Source organism: Bartonella sp. LJL80, assembly GCF_054871565.1.
On the sequence record NZ_JBTXLM010000004.1, the window covers coordinates 17,633 to 35,504 of the forward strand.

Genomic DNA, 17,872 nt, shown 5'->3' on the forward strand with positions numbered 1-17,872 from the left:
CGTAAATGCGGGGGCATTATGAAACAGTTCTTTATAATATTCATCATTTTTTCTTTTGCATTGCCGCTCGGTGCGGCTGCCAACACGCCCTGTTCAGGGCGCAAGGGCGGCATTTCCCACTGCCAAGGTGCGACTTTCGTTTGCAATGATGGTTCTATCAGCGCGTCGCGAAAAAATTGTTCTGTGGTAATGGGCGGTGGTGCTTCCAATTTCATGGGCGGTGGAGCAACAACGCCAGACATGGCGCCTTCCGTATCAGGCGATTGTTCCTGCCGTTCAGGCCGCTATTGCACGGGGCCGCGCGGTGGGCAATTTTGTTATACCGATGGCGGACAAAAAAGCTATTTGCGACGCAATTGATAACTGTTCATTACAATGCGCAACCACAGTTGTATGGCTTTTTTGTCTCGTTCATAGCCGGTTCATCCGGCGTTTTTATCTTATCCATTGGATCAAGGTAGAAGGATAAGTTTCATGAAAAAAGCAATGCTGGCTTTCGTCGTGTGTATGCTGGGCGGCTTTCAGGTGACTGCAGCATACAGCCAAAGTTGCGCGTCAATCTCTGACAGCGATCAGCGCAATTATTGTTATGCAAAAAAGGGGCAGGGCAGTTGTGCTTCAATCAACGATAGTGACCTGAGAAACCAATGCTATGCCGAGCATGACCAAGGAAGTTGCGCGTCAATTTCCGATAGCGATCAGCGCAATTATTGCTATGCCAAAAAAGGGCAAGGCAGTTGTGCATCAATCAGCGCCAGCGACCTAAGAAATCAATGCTACGCTGAGCATGAGCAAGGCAGTTGTGCGTCAATTTCTGACAGCGATCAGCGCAATTATTGCTATGCAAAAAAGGGCCAAGGCAGTTGCGCTTCAATCAACAACAGTGACCTTCGAAACCAATGCTATGCAGAAAGATAAAACGGCAGAGTATGCTCTGCATTATATTGGCTTTGTCTAGAAGTTTGAGGATCGTATAGCTAGGTTGCTTCTGACCGCACTTAACCACTGCTTAAGGCTTGATGCGACGTTTTCGATCGTATCTGCTGCAAGCTTCGGCCAAATAATCATAGTTTTGGCTGGTGCAATGGTGTATCGCAAAGTGCAAGGAATCTAGCAAGGGCACTCAAATGACAGAAAACCAATCGCGCTATGGCAACGCGGCCATTTGTTTCATTCTGCTATATTTTGCATTTGAAGCGGTTTTTGTAACATACATCTCTGGCGGTGCGGGGTTGGATGACGCGGAACTCATTTCCAATATCAGCTTTTGGAATTGGGGATATGGCGGTTCCCAGCCGCCATTATATACGTGGTTTGCCTATGGCCTTACCCAGATTTTTGGTGTGCATCTGGCGCTCTATCAATTTCTGAAATTCAGCGTTCTGGCCAGCACATTCCTTGCGGTCTATGCGGGCCTTCGTTGTTTAAATGTCAAGCCTACCGTGGCAGCTGCGGCTATGCTGGCCATGTTTTTACTTCCGCAAATCGGCTGGGAGTCACAAAGGGCATTGACCCACTCCATCATGGGGACGGCCGGTTCGGCATGGACATTTGCGGCATTCGCCCTCTTTTCCCGTAGGCAAACATGGTTGCGGGCAATTTTGCTGGGGCTTGCTTGTGCAGCGGCGATATTGGGAAAATATAATGGAGGACTGTTTTTACTGGCGCTTGTCGGGGGGGCTCTTTTAACCGCCCCTATAAGACCATGCCTTGCAACCCGCACTTTTCCGGTTGCTCTTTTGACCGCTGTCGCAGCGATGTTTCCCGCGCTGTTTTTCATGCTTATGCACCCGGCCGGTGTTACCGAGCGTGCCAATAAACTTGCCGTCGGCAAATCCGGTCACTTCCTGTTCGATAGGGTTTCTGGCCTTACCGATTTTGCCATGGCTGCTTTGAGCTTTTGTTCTTTGGCACTGCTTGTCATCTTGCTGTTTTTTGGCGCGCGCGCGCTAGCCAAGAAAAACACGCTGGAAAATGCCATGCAGCAAGATGATCTTGCTGTCCGTTTTCTTTCTCGTATTTTGCTTTTTGGTATTTGCCTGATTGCTCTTCTGGTCGTCGTGCTCGGTATTACCAATGTGAAAGATAGATGGCTGCAACCGTTATTGTTTTTAGCGCCTGCTTATTTCACACTTGCTCTGGCGCGTCTTCCGTGGTCGCAAAAATATGTCCGCGCCTATGGTGTGGTCGGGGCGTGTGCCGGATTGATTGTGCCGTTTGCGCTCTATATCAACATCGCTACAACGTTCAATCGTGCGGATCCGCCTGAACAATTGTTAGACTACGCATCGTTGGAAAATGCCTTGCGTCAGCAAGGTCCGTTCGAGATGATCTTGTCGCGCCGTCCGCAACTGCCTGGAAATTTGCGTCTGCGCGATCCATCTTTGAAAACGCTTCATGCTGATACGCCAATGGCAAGCGAAAGGCTTCAAAAGCCCCTGATGGTGATGTGGACAGGCGATGAAAAGCTCCCTGATGATCTGTCGAGAATATTGAGTGCAGCAGGTTTTGACACGGATGGACAGATCGCTCACTTCGATATTGGATTCAAGGGAGATACCGACGCGAAAAGGCGGATTTATACTCTTTACCTGCCTTAGAGCGCTTTTCGACCTGATGCTATCCGGCCAGCGCGTCTCAAGCATTTGATTTGTCGCGGTATCTTATCCGATTGATGATTCACATCAATCGGCAATCGCTCTAAACGGCTGAGAGTTTACGACTTTGAATTGTCGGTGTGATTTTTCTTTTCTCGGTAGATAAGCCATAAATTGCGAAGATAAACGATCAGTCCAAAGCCTTGACCGGCGATGAATACGGGATCTTTCTGCCGGATGGCATAGACCAGCAACAATGCTCCCCCGCCAAGGGAAAAAAACCAGAATGCTACCGGCATGACGCTTTTTTTTGCTTTTTCAGATGCAAGCCACTGCACCACAAAGCGCATCATGAACAAGGCCTGTGCTATGAAGCCCAGCACAATCCAAGCATCCCATTGGGCTACAAAAACATCATGCAGCCATTGCCCTATATGTGAGAAAAACTCAGCCATTCTTTGCTTCCGCCTTTACCTCAGTGGCTTTGGGCACAACCTTACGACGGCGGCGAAGCCACCACACGCCATAAAGATCAAGAATGCCGCGCATTCCACGGTCTAGAATACCATAGTTGGACTTTCCGTGAACGCGTTCACGATCTACGACATCTAAATGGGTGGTTTTCAAACCTTCGCGCAGCACCAAAGCTGGCAAATAGCGGTGCCAACCATCAAAAAATGGCAATTGGCGAAATAAATCGGTGTGAATGGCTTTCAAACCGCAGCCGGAATCGCGTGTGTCATCCTTGAGAATCGATTGACGCAGTTTATTGGCCATTTTCGAAGAAAATTGTTTCAGCTTCGTATCGGTGCGTTTAAGACGCTGACCAGCGGCAATACCAAAATTCGGTCCCGCAGCTATAAGCGCGTCCGCCAATTTTGGCAGATAGGCCGGATTGTTCTGACCGTCACCGTCAATCGTAATAACAATTTTTCCGTCGGCCGCAAATACACCGGAGCGTACAGCAGCACTTTGTCCGGCTGAGCGGTCATGGCGAATGTGGCGCAAAGGTTTGCCAGCGCTCATACGCTCTTGCAGAACCTTGGGTGTGTTGTCGGTAGACCCATCATCAACAACCAGAACCTCATAGTTGCGGCCCGCCATTGCGGCATCAACTTCATCAAGCAGAAAGGCGAGATTGTCAGCTTCGTTGCGGCATGGAATGACGACGGATAGCTTCATGGATGTTATCATTACCTTATGGAAAATTGGCTGCTGCATAGCATTCAAATGATGCACTGTCCATGCTTTAAGGCGATATTTACACTGACCGATAAGGTCAAGTCGTACCTGTCTTCAACCGATGAAGCGCGTTATTTCAGCAGGCGTTGTGTGCTCATCCATCCAGAAACAAGCGTTTTGCACTTTTTGTATATCGCTTCGTGTTTGTTTTGTAAGGTTTAACCAATCACCGATGGTCAAAGGGAAGTAATCGGCAACCACCATGCTTCGACGCAATGTCCGCATCATCATCGGGCTCATCACGTCAGACCCCATCAGCCGACGCTCATTCTTCAACCTCAATCGCAGCCACATGATGCCGAATGAGCCATAATAGCGGGGCTGGTCCAAGATAATGCGCTTAAAACTTGTCTGACCACACGCTAGTGCGGCAATTGCCCATAAGCCAAGCGGTGCGGGTGCATACAGCGCGGATATGCACTGCCCGGTATTACCGTTGGCCGTTGCCCGCGGTGAAAGACGAAAAAAGGCACTGTCCATGCTTTGTAAGGCTGCCGGTTTCCGGCGCAAGTTATCAGGCAGATATAACGGCGAGTTGTCGAATTGCAGTGGCATAGCCAAAGCGCCACTCAAATCCAGAGAAACTGCATTTCTCAAGGCACTATCGCCAGATATTCTGTTTGTTTTTTGTGTCATTTGATTAAAGTTTAATCACTGTATGTTTTTTGCGCATTTGCACTTGCGAAGGCGGATAAAATCCAGCATTATCACGTTTAACGAGAGCAAGGAAACAATCAATTACAACAACCAGCTCTCCTGCAGTTTGGAAGCGGAAGCATATTTATGCCTTCGTAAACCCAGAGGGGAAGCCGGGTGACGGAAATATCCGCACCCGGCTTTAATGCTTTCGGGAAATATTCAATTTCATGATGTATTTATCTTTGCAAAACATTGCCCGTAGCACGGCTTTGGTCTAAATAGGCGGAATAATAAGTTATCCGTGCTATCATGCGGCGGATTTTGAACAATGGAAGAAGTTTTATGGCGCGGCAATTCATCTATCATATGGCAGGTCTTAACAAAGCTTATGGCAATAAGAAGATTTTGGAAAACATCCATTTGTCTTTTTATCCGGATGCCAAGATTGGTATTTTGGGCCCTAACGGCGCTGGTAAATCGACCGTATTGCGCATTATGGCGGGCCTGGACAAGGAATATACCGGCGAGGCTTGGCTGGCAGAAGGCGCAACGTGCGGATATCTGCCGCAGGAACCGCAATTGGATGAAACCAAGGACGTGCGTGGCAACGTCATGGAAGGAGTGGCTGCAAAGCAGGCTATTCTGGATCGCTATAATGAATTGATGATGAACTATTCCGACGAGACAGCGGATGAAGGTGCCAAGCTTCAGGACATCATTGACAGCCAGAACCTTTGGGATTTGGAAAGTCAGGTGGAAATGGCCATGGACGCGCTCCGTTGCCCTCCGGCTGATAGCGATGTTTCAAAGCTTTCCGGCGGTGAAAAGCGTCGCGTTGCTCTTTGTAAACTATTGCTTTCCAAGCCCGATTTGCTGTTGCTTGACGAACCGACAAACCATTTGGACGCCGAAACGACAGCTTGGCTTGAAAAACATCTGCGCGAATATCCTGGTGCAGTGATGATCATCACCCACGATCGCTATTTCCTTGATCACGTCACCGGCTGGATTTTGGAACTCGACCGTGGTCATGGCATTCCATACGAAGGCAATTATTCGGCCTATTTGCAGGCCAAAGCCAAGCGCATGGCGCAGGAAGGGCGCGAGGAAGAAGCCCGCCAAAAGGCACTTACCCGCGAGCAGGAGTGGATGGCTTCCAGCCCCAAGGCCCGTCAGACAAAATCCAAAGCCCGTATTAAAGCCTATGATGAATTGGTGGAAGCTGCGGACAAGCGTCGTCCCGGCGAGGCGCAGATTATCATACCGGTTGGTGAACGACTGGGGCAGGTGGTTATTGAGGTTGAAAACCTCACCAAGGGCTATGGCGATCGCGTTCTGATTGAAAACCTGTCGTTCAAATTGCCGGCCGGCGGTATTGTTGGTGTCATCGGCCCCAACGGTGCCGGTAAATCGACCCTGTTTAAAATGTTGACCGGTCAGGAACAGCCAGATAGCGGCTCTGTCCGTATCGGCGATACCGTTGAGATGAGCTATGTTGATCAGAGCCGCGATGCCTTGGATGGCAGCAAAACCGTTTGGGAAGAAATTTCCGGTGGTAATGACATTATTAAACTGGGCAAGTATGAAATGAACAGCCGTGCCTATTGCGGCGCTTTTAATTTCAAAGGTGGCGACCAGCAGCAAAAGGTTGGCAATCTTTCCGGTGGTCAGCGTAACCGCGTGCACTTGGCCAAGCTGTTGAAAGAAGGCGGCAACGTGCTGCTTCTCGACGAGCCGACTAATGATTTGGACACGGAAACATTGGCTGCATTGGAAGATGCGCTTGAAAACTTTGCCGGTTGTGCGGTGGTCATCAGCCATGATCGTATGTTCCTCGACCGTTTGGCCACCCACATGTTGGCTTTTGAAGGCGATAGTCATGTTGAATGGTTTGAAGGCAACTTTGAAGAATATGAAGCCGACAAGGTGCGTCGTTTGGGGCCAGAATCCATCAATCCAAAACGCGTGACCTACAAGCGGTTGACCCGCTAAAAAAGATCTGCAACATGGTTGAGTGGTGCCGTTGACAAGGCTCCACTCATTGTTGATGCTTGGTGCTGCAGAAGGAATGCCGTCGAAACCAAAGAGGTTCTTATGGATTTAAACATTCCAGAATGGCATGAAAAGTTGCAGCACTTGCCGCAGACGAAGCGTGATGAGCTGGCGTTTGTGCTGCAAACCGTGTTCAAGGAATTCGCCAAGAAAACCAGTTTTACACATTCAAAAAAGCTCAATCATGGCCGTATTGTCAAGGTTGTACTATTTGGCTCCTATGCCCGTGGGGATTGGGTGGAAGACCCCGTTGGCGGTTACTATTCAGATTATGACCTGCTGATATTGGTCAATGAAGAGAAGTTTGAGGATTTTTCCTTCTGGGAAAAGGCGGAAGAGCATCTCACGGCTGAATGGATAGCCCAAGAGCGCTTGAAAACCCCGACACAATTGATCGTTCACAGCCAAAATTACGTCAATGAGCAGCTCGCTGTTGGCCGTCCGTTTTTTCTGGATATTTTGCATGACGGCATTATGCTCTATGAAAGCGAGTCCGAGCCTTTCGTCAAACCGGGAAAAATGCCTGACGACGTAAAGTTTGCTGAAGCACAGAAGAACTATGACGATTTGTTTGGTTATTCGCTAACCATTTTAAAAGCGGCCAAATTTTCATTAAGTGAATCAAAAGGTGAAATGGGCTATGATATGCGTTGGGCAGCGTTTCAAGCCCATCAAGCGACAGAAAAGATCTATGTTTGCCTTTTGTTGACCCGTACTTTGTACAGCCCGAAGATACATAATATCGAACAGCTCCGCTCATTGGCGGAAACGGTGGCGCCGGAATTAATTTTAGCGTGGCCGCGCGATGGGCGCTCACCCCGCCGCAAATTCCAGAAATTAAAGCGTGCCTATGTCGAAGCACGCTATTCCGCGCAGTATAAAATTGACGCTTATGATCTCAATTGGCTGTTTGAGCGCATTGAGATGCTGCAAGACCTGGTCAAAGCGGCATGCGAGGAAACGCTGGAAACAAGAGAATTTTCAGTCTACACGAAAAACAAGAGCAAGAGCCGTAAAAAGCGGAAAAAGCAGTCGAACGAATAGCTGTAATGGGAGGAAGACATGCAGGATTGGTCAGCCAAACAGTATTTGAAATTCGAGGATGAACGCACGCGCCCGGTGCGCGACCTTGCCAATGCTATTCCGTTACAAGAACCTGCCAAGATTGTCGATATTGGTTGCGGGCCGGGCAATTCCACGGAAGTTCTCTTGCAACATTGGCCGCACGCGCAGATCAGCGGTTTTGACAGCTCACCAAATATGATCGAAAAAGCCAAGGAACGCTTGCCCGATCTTGAATTTGATGTCACCAATATTGAATGTTGGTCGCCTCCGTCCGATTGTGATATCCTCTTTTCCAACGCTGTTTTCCAATGGATACCGAAGCATATTGAGGAATTGCAGCGTTTGTTGGCTGAAATGAAACAAGGTGCCGTTCTAGCGGTACAAATGCCGGACAATCTTATGGAGCCGAGCCACCGCGCTATGATCGAGGTGGCGCAAGACCCGCGTTGGCAGGCACGCATTGGCCATGCCGCGCGCAACAAACTGCCCGATGTTTCCGTCTATTATGATGCATTTGCCCCTTTTGCGCGGCATATCGATCTTTGGCACAGCATTTATAACCACACCATGGCCAACCATAGCGCTATCGTCGAGTGGGTAAAGGGCACAGGCTTGCGCCCGTTTCTGGATCCACTCGATCAAGAGGAACGCGAAACTTATCTATCCCTTTATCTGGAACAGATTGAACGCGCTTATCCTCAGCAGATGGATGGAAAGGTTCTGCTGCGTTTTCCTCGTCTCTTTATGGTGTTGGTGAAGTAACATCTGTCGGTGATGACAGGCCTATGCATCGAACGGATAAGATAAACGGCGTATGGTGGTGTAAAGCCTCTGGTTGCGCCGCTTGTATCAGCGGGTCGCGGATGAGGTACGTGTTATCTTTCTTTCCAACGACGGTAACCCAATGCTGCACAACACCGCCAATCAGATATTTCACGATGGGATAGCGACCCTCAGAGAGACAAGCGTCGACCTGTTTGCGGCTGGGCTGCGAAAAAGCTTCTGCAACAGCTTTTCCATCGGTGGCCTTTTCCACTGCGCTCCAAATTAACCAGCCACGCGGTGTAAAACCATTTTCGGCTACCAGCTTTTTATTGAGCATGGACGGGTCGATCTCAATCCCCAGATTACTCAGTGCAACAGCGATACTTGAAATAGCGCAACCGACCTCACCCAAACTACCAGCCGAAGCGATGTCACCTAAATGCTCATCTTTCCAACGAGGGTCTCGCTGCTGATAATCATACTTATCCGTGAGTTGTATGTTCAAATGCTCCCCGCCCCATGAAAGGGCAGGAAGACGGCCGCGTGCGTTGTAAAACGTCCAGCAGAGCGCCAAAACCACTAAAACAAAAATCAGGCCCGTTAACATCTTCAGCCACATTTCTATCCGGCTTTTCCGTTTCGGGGGATGCATGGAAAGAGACATTATTGCGCGTCTTTCATAGGTGAGTCGATATTATCGCTATGCCTATACAATGTACTGAAAGTTTGGCTGGAAGCGTCAGAACAGCACTTTTGATGTGATATATTTGTGATAATTCACTCCGAAAAGCATGGCAGACCGCGCAAACCCGCCGAAAAAGCATTTTTACTGCGTCAGCACATCTTTTCATTGTGTTCACCATCTATTAACCACGTTTACATAAAGACAGAATGATGTGGTGTTATCGCAGCGGAATCAAAAAGGTTATAGATGGTGATGAAAAGTTCTTTGCGGAAAAATTTAGGGGTGTCGACAGCAATAGGCCTTTTGGGATTGACTTTGGCAGGTTGCACGACGACCGCAAGCAATACCAACACGACGTCGCCAACGGCCAAGGTGGTCAAGTCAACTTTGCTCGGTACAAAACCATTGGAAGAGCGTTATGAGCAGTCTGCCGACGAGCCATTTAAGATTCCGCCGGTCACGGTAAAAATCCCCGAGCAATTCCAGCGCACTATTGTGTCTTACCCCTCTGTCGAGGCACCCGGTACAATCATTGTGGAGCCGCAGAACAACTATCTCTATCTGGTGACAGGAAATGGCAAGGCCATTCGTTACGGCGTTGGTGTGGGTGCGGCCGGTCTTGGCTTTCAGGGTGTTGCAAATCTGCAATTTAAGCGTAAGTGGCCAAAATGGACACCGACCCCCGAAATGGTTGAACGTAATCCGGGACGGTATAAACGTTTCGCAGATGGCGTTCCCGGTGGTTTAACCAACCCACTTGGTGCAAGAGCGCTTTATCTGTTCCAGAATAATATTGACACTTATTATCGCATCCACGGTACCACGCAGCCTTCCAGCATCGGCAAGAATGTGTCGGCAGGGTGTATCCGTATGCTGAATAAAGATGTTATCGATCTTTATGAACGCGTGCAGACGGGAGCGAAAGTTATCGTTCGTTGATTCTGGCTAATGCAGAAAGAACAGGAAAGGGCGGTTTTAACCGCCCTTTCTCATTTTGATGACCGACATTTTCATTTTTCTAAGTCCCGTAGAACGGCATAGAGTGATGTAATGATGCAACACTTTGTTAACTAAGTGGTAGGATTCTCCAACGCAGGATTGGCTGTTTTTTGCCGAATCTTTTTGCGTAAATGGACCGTTATCTGTGGAAACACAGCCTCGACCTCTTCAGCATCTGTCAAGTCTTCAACGCGCTCCATCAGGTCGTCCAAAGCGGCTTCAAGATGGCGTTGAAATTCGTCGACTTTCAATACCTGCTGTTCCTTGACATAGATCTCGCGGATAATGCCTCCAAGGATGTTGACCAGTTTTGATAAGGTCGGCTTTAGCGCAAAATCATCATCATTATCAATGGCATAATTGGCAACCTTGTCTGTGGTTGCACCGCTCACCAGCCAGTTCAAATCGATTCCCAATACGCGACGATAGGCATCCAATACCGATGCATCAGGCGTCCTTTCGCCGCGCTCATAAAATGCGATTGTGTTTTTACCGATACCGAGTTTTGATGCGAAAATAGCTCGATCTGGATCACCATTTTCTCGTCGTACCTGTCTAAGTCTACAGGCTAGTGGGGTTTTGGGTTGGGTTTCAGGACGCGCCAAGATATTCACACATTAAACCACAAAAGCACTTTACAAAAATGCGAAGATGATTTAATCCCTCTGTCATCGTCGGAGTTCCCGACGTTGTTGAAATAAAGATTGGAATACGTTTCCATGAGCTTGTGGTTGGGCACATAGAAGCGGGTGATACTAAACATGACAATTCGACGACCGTTTTACTGGTTGTTGTTTGAAGTGTCCGGTTGGGTAAAGTGCGATTGGAGTTTTTGTGTTTATTTTTCGCACTGTTGGCATTGCGTAAGTTTTACCTCTGACCCGGCTCTTCTCCTTCTGTTGGTATCGTTAACAATCTTAGGTTGTTCCTATTGTCCAGTAAAGAACGTTCTCGTTCTTTAAATGGATGAGTTGTGTTGTCTGTCAAGTGCGACGTGCAAACGTTTGTCTTGCGAAAGGAGACTATGGCTTTATCGCGTAAGTTTTAGCTGCGCAAATGCAGCGTATGTGTGGCCCGTAATTGGTTGACGGCGTGTTTCGCCGCAAGGGGGCCTTTTAAGTTGAAATCTTGGAGAGGTTAAATGAAACCACGTATTTCCAATACGGGGCAGTGGAAACTTGCTGCCTTTTTGAAGCGTAAAACCACAATTGCGCAAAATTTAAAACGTTCAACAGCATTGGCAGTTATGCCTGTTGCAGCAATGATGGCTCTTACCGGCAATGCTCATGCGCTTGGGCAGCCTGCTGATGGCTGGCCGGTTGTTGGCGGCATCATTGATATTATCGGTGGCGGTATAAATACTGTTGTTGATCCCATCCAAAATAATCTGCCTTTTTCAAAGATTTATCTTGGATATGGCCCGCTGCTCGGTAAGCCCGGCCCCGACGGTGAACGCGGTTGGCACAAGCTGATCGGAAACAGCGAACAGGACCGTACCAAGATCTATTCGGTTGTTAATCCTAATGGTGTTTCCGTTGGTGTCTGGGGTGCGTCTACCCTGGTGTCGACGAAGGTACAGTTGGAACATGTCGAAATCAACAAATACCTGCCTTATGGTAATGGTATCCGCGTTTGGGATAATGGCACGCTTGCCATGAACGATGTTGTTGTCAATGCACATGGGCTTGCAAAAGAGTTTACCGGCATCACAGGTCTCAATGTTTATGGCATCAATTCCAAGGTGACAGGAACCGGCTTCACAGCAAATGATGTAAAAACCGGCATCAAGCTGGGTGCTGATAGTCTGATGGGCAACAAGCCAGGTGCCACAGGTTCAACAGTCGATCTTAAACAGGTCAAAATCAACGCATTCCGTTCAGGTGTTGAAGTCAATGGTGTGGGCATGTTCGGTAATGTTGCGGGACTGGATCCTGACGAACAGCCGACAATGAAGATTGATGGTTTTGAGATCAACGTCAACGGTACATGGTCACGTCTTGATAATGTAATGGGTGGTGCAACCGCAACCCAAGGTGGTAAAATGTACCTATCAAATGGTACACTGAATGTTACCGGTAATGGCTATGAATTGGGATGTTCATCGCTTGGTATCAATTGCACCACAGCAGCCGTGCGTGCCGAAGGTGGAAGCATCATTGGTTCCAACTCGTATATAAGTCTCGAGAACGTCGATATTACAACGAAAGGTGCTGAAATAGGCGGTATTTATTCTGTCGGCACATTAAGCGGCGGAAACCCGCTGATTGATGCGAAGAATGTTTCGGTTTCTACCGATGGCTACCGTAGTTACGGCCTATATGCCAATGGTAACAACATCAATACGCCTATTATCAAAAATCAGAAGGCAACCATCAATGGTGAAAACGTTGATGTCTATACGAAGGGCGAGCGCGGATATGGCGCATTTGCATTCGATAGTGGTGTTATCAATATCAATGGTGGCTCTATCTATACCGAAGGCAAACGCGGTTACGGTGCTTATGCCTCCGGCGAGCAGTCCGAGGTTAATTTGACCGGCGTCACAATAACCACAGCGGGCGATGAAGCGCATGGTTTGGTTGCTAAAGGTCGAGATGTTCTGGATTTTGCCAGCGATTGGCCAATTGTGGGGAAATGGATTGGCCAAGGTGGTGCCGAGATCAATCTGACAAACTCCACCGTTGCGACAAATGGTGTCAATGCTAACGGCATCTATTTTGCTCCGCGTGAGTTTGATGATGATGTGGCATTGGTGGGTGATCTCGATGTCGATTTGGCATCAGGTGGTAAGGTCAATTTGACGGGTTCCAAGGTAACGTCCGATAAGGGCTACGGCATCTATGTCGATGATAGCACATTTGGCACAAAGGGTGTTGTAACTGCCAAGGATTCCGAAATCGGCGGACGTAACGGACTGTTTTATGTCCATACGACATCGTTTGGTATTCCAGTGGTTCTGGAGCGTAAAAGCGAATTGGATCTAACGGTTGACAATACCAAGCTCTATGGCCGCGCAGTCACTGAAAAAGGTATCTTCAACGGTGGTATTCTTGATAGCTCGGCCGGCGTTTCCAACGTTAAGATGAGCAATGGTTCGTCTTGGACAATCGATGGAAATTCCAATGTGACCAATCTTACTTTGGACAACAGTACCATACAGTTTGCCAGAAATAACTTTGGCGAAAATCGCGGCAATGGTTTTGTGACACTGACCGTCGATGGTAATTATGTCGGCAATAATGGTACCATTCTGTTCAACACGAAGTTGGGCGATAGCAATTCTCCAACGGACTTCTTGCATATTGCTGGTAATGCCAGCGGTGATACCAATGTGCGGGTTGCCAATCGTGATGGTCTCGGTGCATTGACAACGGGCGACGGCATTAAGTTGATCCAGATTGATGGACGCAGGAATACCGCTAATTTCAATTTCATCGGTGATGCAACCTATCAGGGCCGTCAGGTGACTTACGGTGGTGCTTACGCTTACTCACTTTATCAGAACGGTGTCACCAATCCAAAGGATGGCGATTGGTATCTCCGCTCGGTATATGATGGTACGACTGTTGATCCTACAGACCCAACCGATCCGACCAATCCACAAAAGCCAAAACCGCGTCCTGTCTATCAGGCTGGTGCACCGCTTTATGAAGTGTATGGAGAAGTGTTACGTGAGCTTAACAGCGTTTCCACACTCCGTCAGCGTGTAGGTAATCGCGTTTGGGTTGGCACAATGGATCCACAGCCTTTCAAAAAAGGTGCGTTGGAAACCCAAGAGCCGTCTGATATCGTTGATGGGCGCGGCTTCTGGATGCGTGTGCAGGGTGGAACAAGCCACTTCAATCCTGATCGCAGCACAACCAATGCGGATTATGATCTTGATATCTTCAAGGCGCAGTTCGGTCTGGATTTCACTGTGGCTGAAAACGAACAGGGAAGCTTTATCGGTGGTGTGTTTGTCCAATACGGACATGGCAAGGCTGATGTGAATTCCCGTTACGGTGATGGTAATATCAAAACCGACGCTTATGGTTTTGGTGGCAACCTGACCTGGTATGGCGCAAACGATGTCTATGTCGATGCGCAGGCTCTGGTTAACTGGTTCGATTCGGACCTCCATTCGGATACCGCCAATCAGGATCTCGTATCTGGCAATGACGGCTTGGGTTACGCATTAAGCTTGGAAGCAGGTCGTAAGCTTGCCCTCAATCACGAATGGACTATGACACCACAAGCGCAGCTATCTTGGAATTCCATCGATTTCGATGATTTCACGGACGCTTTTGCTGCACGTGTTTCCAAGGACGATGGCGATAGCCTGCTTGGTCGCGTTGGGTTGTCATTTGACCGTGAAACACAATGGCAGGATGAAAAAGGCCAAACGAGCCGTTTGAAAGCCTTCGCAATCGGCAACCTCTATTATGAGTTCCTTGACGATGCGACCAATGTCAACCTTGCAGGTGTGCGCCTATCGCACCGCAATGACCAGTTCCAGGGTGGTATCGGTGGTGGTGCCAGCTATAACTGGGCAAATGATGCCTATTCACTCTACAGTGAAGTGGATGCGCGTAGCAGCTTTAACGACTTTGGCGATAGCTACGCGATAAGTGGAACAGTCGGATTTAAAGCTAAGTTCTGACCCCAACGACCGGCTTTAAAGCTGTTCTGCTGGCTGGCTGGGCTCATCGCCCAGCCAGTTTTTTTTAAATAACTTGGAGAGTTTATTTAAAAACGCTTGTGGTTGGTAGTTTGCAAACTATCACCGTATGGTTAATAAATGGTTAACGGTCTGTCACTCTATCTCTTCATCTGCAGACAAAAACCGCGTTGCACGCCATTCCGTCAATTTGTCATTGATCGCCTCGAGGACGAAAAATCGCGCGGAATCCTTATCGTACCCCTCATCACGTAGAAGATCATAGTCTGTATATCGGTGGCGGATATGTGCCACAGTTGCTAGCCAAACAGCGATGGAAAGCGGTAAGCGTTTCATATGCGGGCTGGATGCTGCTGCTTTTATCGGCTCGCAGTCGCTGAAAGGGGCGGATGGAATAAGAATACCTATTTCTTTCGCAAGTGCTTTTTGTCTGTTTGTGGTCATTCGGCATTCTTGTTCCATTCTATATATCATGTCAAATCGGATAGATTTGCAGTTTGCTTCGATAATGAACTGCCCATTTTCCACTCTTGACACAGATGTTCTTTATGCTGACGAGATGCTCGCTATATACCTCATATGGCGACGATATTGTGCGATTTGCGAAAGTTTGGTCACATTCAAGCTAATATACATCGATATGTTTATTTCTCTTGACTTAAAGATAATATATAAACATATGTTTATATCTAAATCAAAGAGGTGTCTGTATGGATGGCCAATTGGGGCTTGATGGAATGATTGATGTGTTGAAGGCGGTTGCTGAGCCTAGCCGCCTGCGCATCCTTATGCTTTTAGGGCAGGGGAATTTAACAGTATCCGATCTGACGCTGATATTGGGACAATCCCAGCCGAGAGTTTCCCGTCATTTGCGTCTTCTTCATGAAGCGCAACTGATTGAGCGCTATCAAGAGGGTGCGTGGGCCTATTTCGGCTTGTCAGAATGTATTTTGCGCAAAGACATTATCAATTGCATTGTCGATCGCCTCAACAAAAACGACTTAGCTATTACTCATGACTTGGAGCGCCTGCATCAGGTCAAACAGCAGCGCAGTCAAGCGGCAGCTGCTTATTTTTCTCAAAACGCAGAGCAATGGGATCAGTTGCGATTGCTGCATGTTTCAGACAATGCAGTTGAAAAATCCATGGTGGAGATGGTCGGATTAACGCCATTTCAAGCAATGCTGGATATTGGAACCGGTACAGGCTCTCTTTTGAAGCTTTTTTCACCACTTTATACGCGCGGTGTTGGAGTGGATATCAATAGAGACATGCTTGCAGTCGCTCGTGTCAACTTGGATAATGCCGGAATTTCTCATGCCCAGGTTCGGCTTGGGGACGTTTCGGCGCTGCCCGTTGATCGCGAAACTTTTGATCTGGTCACGATCTATCAAGTACTGCATTTTCTTGACGACCCGCAAATGGCTCTTCGCGAGGCCGCCAGAGTCATGCGTGCAGGCGCGCGCTTACTGATCGTCGACTTCGCCGCACATGATATGGAATTCCTGCGTGAGCGATATGCCCATTTGCGCTTGGGCTTTTCGGATGCTCAAATGGAATATTGGTTGAGACAAGCCGGCTTGACGCTTGAAAACACCATGAGCTTTGCACCGGCGAAAAGCGGGGATGCAAAGGGACTAACCGTAAAATTATGGTTGGCTAGAGATCCACGCCTGCTGATGGCTGACACAGATACCCCAACAACGGAGACAGCCTGATGGCCGCGCCTAAACTCTCCCGCCGCCCGGATATGGGTGATAAACTGAAAGTATCATTTGAATTCTTCCCACCCAAGAGTGAAAAGATGGAAGAAACCTTATGGGAAACCGTCGAAAGATTGGCTCCGCTCGATCCGGAATTCGTGTCGGTGACTTATGGCGCAGGCGGTTCAACCCGCGAACGCACGGGGCGCACAGTCGAAAGAATTATAAAAGAAACCCATCTTGATGCTGCTGCCCATCTTACCTGCGTTGACGCCACGCGTGATGAGGTTGATGCTGTGGTACGACAGTTTGCCGATATGGGAATAAAGCATTTCGTGGCTTTACGCGGGGATCCGAGCAATGGAATAGGTGGTCAATATACGCCTACACCGGGAGGTTATGCCAATGCCATAGAGCTTGTTGCGGGTCTCAAGGCAATTGATCCTGATTTTGAAATAACGGTGTCAGCCTATCCGGAGAAGCATCCGGAAAGTCCGGATTTTGCTACGGACATCGACTTTCTCAAAAGGAAAATCGACAATGGCGCGACAAAAGCGATTACCCAATGCTTTTTTGATAATCATCTCTATGAAGATTACGTTGAACGCGTGCGTAAAGCGGGAATTTATATTCCCATACTGCCCGGTATCTTGCCTATCCATAACTTCTGGCAGGTCAAGAATTTTTGTGCGCGTAATGGCACACATATTCCGGATTGGCTGGCACAGAGATTTGAAGGTTTGGAAGACGATCCCAAAACGCATGCGCTTGTTTCCGCCGCTGTCGCCAGTGAACAAGTGCTGGATTTGGTTGAACACGGAATTGAGGATTTCCATTTCTACACATTGAACAGGGCAGATCTTGTTTACGCTATTTGCCATCTCATCGGCGTGCGTCCCGTTAGAGGTGTAGATTGATGTCGCTTTTTGAGTTGATTGAATTTGAGACCTTCGTCACAAGTCTGGGGCCAGTCACACTTCATGATCAATGGCATGCAAGGATTGCCAAAATAGGGCCGCGTTATTTTGCTGCCTTAGGCAATCCGAATGGTCAGTGGGCAGGAGCGATGGTCTTTAAAACAACACCCATGAGTTATGAGATCATGCGGGGGCAGGAAGGGCTGAAACGTGCTCCCTATACACAGCGAAACTGGTTAGCAGTGACCCAACAGTCCGTCCTTAATGATAATGAATTGAGGCAATACATAAAACAATCATATGAATTGGTATCATCTGGATTGACCAAAAAACAGCGTGTGGAACTGGGTATAGTGACGACGCATTAGAGAGTCCAAGCAACATCCCAAATGCAATATGGCTTTAATATAGGATCGCCTCTATCGCGCTTTCTCAGCTATTGAAAGCAGCCCAAAAGTGGTCTTGCTTGAGATGTTTTTTGAAAAAAAGATCGTGTTAACTGCCGAAATAGTTTATGTTAGAAGCAATAGGATGTTGTGGATGTAACATCA

The 17,872-nt window shown here is 48.2% G+C and carries 17 protein-coding genes; 11 read left to right on the forward strand and 6 right to left on the reverse strand.

Annotated features, from left to right (window positions below):
* Positions 1-18: 18 nt before the first annotated feature.
* The 3 genes from ACYSNS_RS06930 (at position 19) to ACYSNS_RS06940 (ending at position 2,600) form a co-directional block, all read left to right on the forward strand.
* The gene (locus tag ACYSNS_RS06930) at positions 19-360 is read left to right on the forward strand and encodes a YdcA family protein (protein ID WP_461722432.1); all 342 of its coding nucleotides are present in this window, start codon (positions 19-21) and stop codon (positions 358-360) included.
* A gap of 427 nt (positions 361-787) precedes the next feature.
* A complete protein-coding gene (locus ACYSNS_RS06935; RefSeq protein ID WP_461722433.1) occupies positions 788-958 on the forward strand; it encodes a hypothetical protein in 171 nt (56 codons plus the stop codon).
* Positions 959-1,127: 169 nt separating this feature from the next.
* Positions 1,128-2,600, forward strand: a complete 1,473-nt coding sequence (locus tag ACYSNS_RS06940) for a glycosyltransferase family 39 protein (protein ID WP_461722434.1) — start codon at positions 1,128-1,130, stop codon at positions 2,598-2,600.
* A gap of 116 nt (positions 2,601-2,716) precedes the next feature.
* Here ACYSNS_RS06940 and ACYSNS_RS06945 read toward each other — a convergent pair whose 3' ends face one another.
* The 3 genes from ACYSNS_RS06945 to ACYSNS_RS06955 all read right to left on the reverse strand — a co-directional run bounded on the left by ACYSNS_RS06945 (position 2,717) and on the right by ACYSNS_RS06955 (position 4,436).
* Complete coding sequence (locus ACYSNS_RS06945; protein ID WP_461722435.1) at positions 2,717-3,052, reverse strand: lipid-A-disaccharide synthase N-terminal domain-containing protein; 336 nt, start codon at positions 3,050-3,052, stop codon at positions 2,717-2,719.
* Positions 3,045-3,779: a glycosyltransferase family 2 protein gene (locus ACYSNS_RS06950; protein WP_461722436.1), complete on the reverse strand. Its 735-nt coding sequence runs from the start codon at positions 3,777-3,779 to the stop codon at positions 3,045-3,047. Before ACYSNS_RS06950 ends, ACYSNS_RS06945 begins: the two co-directional genes overlap by 8 nt.
* A 114-nt stretch (positions 3,780-3,893) precedes the next feature.
* Positions 3,894-4,436 (reverse strand): hypothetical protein, encoded by a 543-nt coding sequence (locus ACYSNS_RS06955; RefSeq protein WP_461722437.1) that lies wholly within the window; start codon positions 4,434-4,436, stop codon positions 3,894-3,896.
* A 384-nt stretch (positions 4,437-4,820) separates the two neighbouring features.
* Between ACYSNS_RS06955 and ettA the strand changes: the two genes are divergently transcribed.
* From ettA to tam, 3 genes are all read left to right on the forward strand, one after another.
* On the forward strand, positions 4,821-6,470 hold the full coding sequence (gene ettA / locus ACYSNS_RS06960; RefSeq protein ID WP_461722438.1) for an energy-dependent translational throttle protein EttA: 1,650 nt from the start codon (positions 4,821-4,823) through the stop codon (positions 6,468-6,470).
* 102 nt (positions 6,471-6,572) lie between these two features.
* Positions 6,573-7,574: a HEPN domain-containing protein gene (locus ACYSNS_RS06965; RefSeq protein ID WP_461722439.1), complete on the forward strand. Its 1,002-nt coding sequence runs from the start codon at positions 6,573-6,575 to the stop codon at positions 7,572-7,574.
* An 18-nt stretch (positions 7,575-7,592) separates the two neighbouring features.
* Positions 7,593-8,357: a trans-aconitate 2-methyltransferase gene (tam, locus tag ACYSNS_RS06970; RefSeq protein ID WP_461722440.1), complete on the forward strand. Its 765-nt coding sequence runs from the start codon at positions 7,593-7,595 to the stop codon at positions 8,355-8,357.
* Here tam and ACYSNS_RS06975 read toward each other — a convergent pair.
* Positions 8,338-8,979 (reverse strand): cysteine peptidase family C39 domain-containing protein, encoded by a 642-nt coding sequence (locus ACYSNS_RS06975; RefSeq protein WP_461722441.1) that lies wholly within the window; start codon positions 8,977-8,979, stop codon positions 8,338-8,340. The two genes, tam and ACYSNS_RS06975, sit on opposite strands and share 20 nt — an antisense overlap.
* A 318-nt stretch (positions 8,980-9,297) precedes the next feature.
* Between ACYSNS_RS06975 and ACYSNS_RS06980 the strand changes: the two genes are divergently transcribed.
* The gene (locus tag ACYSNS_RS06980) at positions 9,298-9,984 is read left to right on the forward strand and encodes a L,D-transpeptidase (RefSeq protein ID WP_461722442.1); all 687 of its coding nucleotides are present in this window, start codon (positions 9,298-9,300) and stop codon (positions 9,982-9,984) included.
* A 131-nt stretch (positions 9,985-10,115) separates the two neighbouring features.
* Here the strand turns inward: ACYSNS_RS06980 and ACYSNS_RS06985 are convergent, their stop codons facing one another.
* Positions 10,116-10,658 carry a helix-turn-helix domain-containing protein gene (locus ACYSNS_RS06985; protein WP_461722443.1) on the reverse strand — a complete coding sequence of 181 codons (543 nt, stop codon included), beginning with the start codon at positions 10,656-10,658 and terminating at the stop codon, positions 10,116-10,118.
* Positions 10,659-11,185: 527 nt separating this feature from the next.
* Here ACYSNS_RS06985 and ACYSNS_RS06990 point away from each other — a divergent pair.
* Complete coding sequence (locus ACYSNS_RS06990) at positions 11,186-14,683, forward strand: autotransporter family protein (protein WP_461722444.1); 3,498 nt, start codon at positions 11,186-11,188, stop codon at positions 14,681-14,683.
* Positions 14,684-14,836: 153 nt separating this feature from the next.
* Here ACYSNS_RS06990 and ACYSNS_RS06995 read toward each other — a convergent pair whose 3' ends face one another.
* A complete protein-coding gene (locus tag ACYSNS_RS06995; protein ID WP_461722445.1) occupies positions 14,837-15,145 on the reverse strand; it encodes a DUF2293 domain-containing protein in 309 nt (102 codons plus the stop codon).
* A gap of 266 nt (positions 15,146-15,411) precedes the next feature.
* Between ACYSNS_RS06995 and ACYSNS_RS07000 the strand changes: the two genes are divergently transcribed.
* Genes ACYSNS_RS07000 through ACYSNS_RS07010 form a run of 3 tightly spaced genes read left to right on the forward strand, consistent with a single transcriptional unit; the run spans position 15,412 to position 17,689 of the window.
* Positions 15,412-16,419, forward strand: coding sequence for an ArsR/SmtB family transcription factor (locus ACYSNS_RS07000; protein WP_461722446.1), 1,008 nt, complete (start codon positions 15,412-15,414; stop codon positions 16,417-16,419).
* Complete coding sequence (gene metF / locus ACYSNS_RS07005; protein WP_461722447.1) at positions 16,419-17,321, forward strand: methylenetetrahydrofolate reductase [NAD(P)H]; 903 nt, start codon at positions 16,419-16,421, stop codon at positions 17,319-17,321. The genes ACYSNS_RS07000 and metF overlap by 1 nt, the downstream gene beginning before the upstream one ends.
* Positions 17,321-17,689 carry an MmcQ/YjbR family DNA-binding protein gene (locus ACYSNS_RS07010; RefSeq protein ID WP_461722448.1) on the forward strand — a complete coding sequence of 123 codons (369 nt, stop codon included), beginning with the start codon at positions 17,321-17,323 and terminating at the stop codon, positions 17,687-17,689. The genes metF and ACYSNS_RS07010 overlap by 1 nt, the downstream gene beginning before the upstream one ends.
* Positions 17,690-17,872 lie beyond the last annotated feature (183 nt).

Excerpts from the sequence above, each read along its gene's own strand:
- metF (WP_461722447.1), top strand. The coding sequence starts at position 16,419 with ATGGCCGCGCCTAAACTCTCCCGCCGCCCGGATATGGGTGATAAACTG.
- ACYSNS_RS06980 (WP_461722442.1), top strand. The coding sequence starts at position 9,298 with ATGAAAAGTTCTTTGCGGAAAAATTTAGGGGTGTCGACAGCAATAGGC.
- ACYSNS_RS06995 (WP_461722445.1), bottom strand. The coding sequence starts at position 15,145 with ATGACCACAAACAGACAAAAAGCACTTGCGAAAGAAATAGGTATTCTT.
- ACYSNS_RS06975 (WP_461722441.1), bottom strand. The coding sequence starts at position 8,979 with ATGTGGCTGAAGATGTTAACGGGCCTGATTTTTGTTTTAGTGGTTTTG.
- ACYSNS_RS06930 (WP_461722432.1), top strand. The coding sequence starts at position 19 with ATGAAACAGTTCTTTATAATATTCATCATTTTTTCTTTTGCATTGCCG.
- tam (WP_461722440.1), top strand. The coding sequence starts at position 7,593 with ATGCAGGATTGGTCAGCCAAACAGTATTTGAAATTCGAGGATGAACGC.
- ACYSNS_RS06935 (WP_461722433.1), top strand. The coding sequence starts at position 788 with ATGAGCAAGGCAGTTGTGCGTCAATTTCTGACAGCGATCAGCGCAATT.
- ACYSNS_RS07010 (WP_461722448.1), top strand. The coding sequence starts at position 17,321 with ATGTCGCTTTTTGAGTTGATTGAATTTGAGACCTTCGTCACAAGTCTG.
- ACYSNS_RS06940 (WP_461722434.1), top strand. The coding sequence starts at position 1,128 with ATGACAGAAAACCAATCGCGCTATGGCAACGCGGCCATTTGTTTCATT.
- ACYSNS_RS06950 (WP_461722436.1), bottom strand. The coding sequence starts at position 3,779 with ATGAAGCTATCCGTCGTCATTCCATGCCGCAACGAAGCTGACAATCTC.
- ACYSNS_RS06990 (WP_461722444.1), top strand. The coding sequence starts at position 11,186 with ATGAAACCACGTATTTCCAATACGGGGCAGTGGAAACTTGCTGCCTTT.
- ACYSNS_RS06965 (WP_461722439.1), top strand. The coding sequence starts at position 6,573 with ATGGATTTAAACATTCCAGAATGGCATGAAAAGTTGCAGCACTTGCCG.
- ettA (WP_461722438.1), top strand. The coding sequence starts at position 4,821 with ATGGCGCGGCAATTCATCTATCATATGGCAGGTCTTAACAAAGCTTAT.
- ACYSNS_RS07000 (WP_461722446.1), top strand. The coding sequence starts at position 15,412 with ATGGATGGCCAATTGGGGCTTGATGGAATGATTGATGTGTTGAAGGCG.
- ACYSNS_RS06945 (WP_461722435.1), bottom strand. The coding sequence starts at position 3,052 with ATGGCTGAGTTTTTCTCACATATAGGGCAATGGCTGCATGATGTTTTT.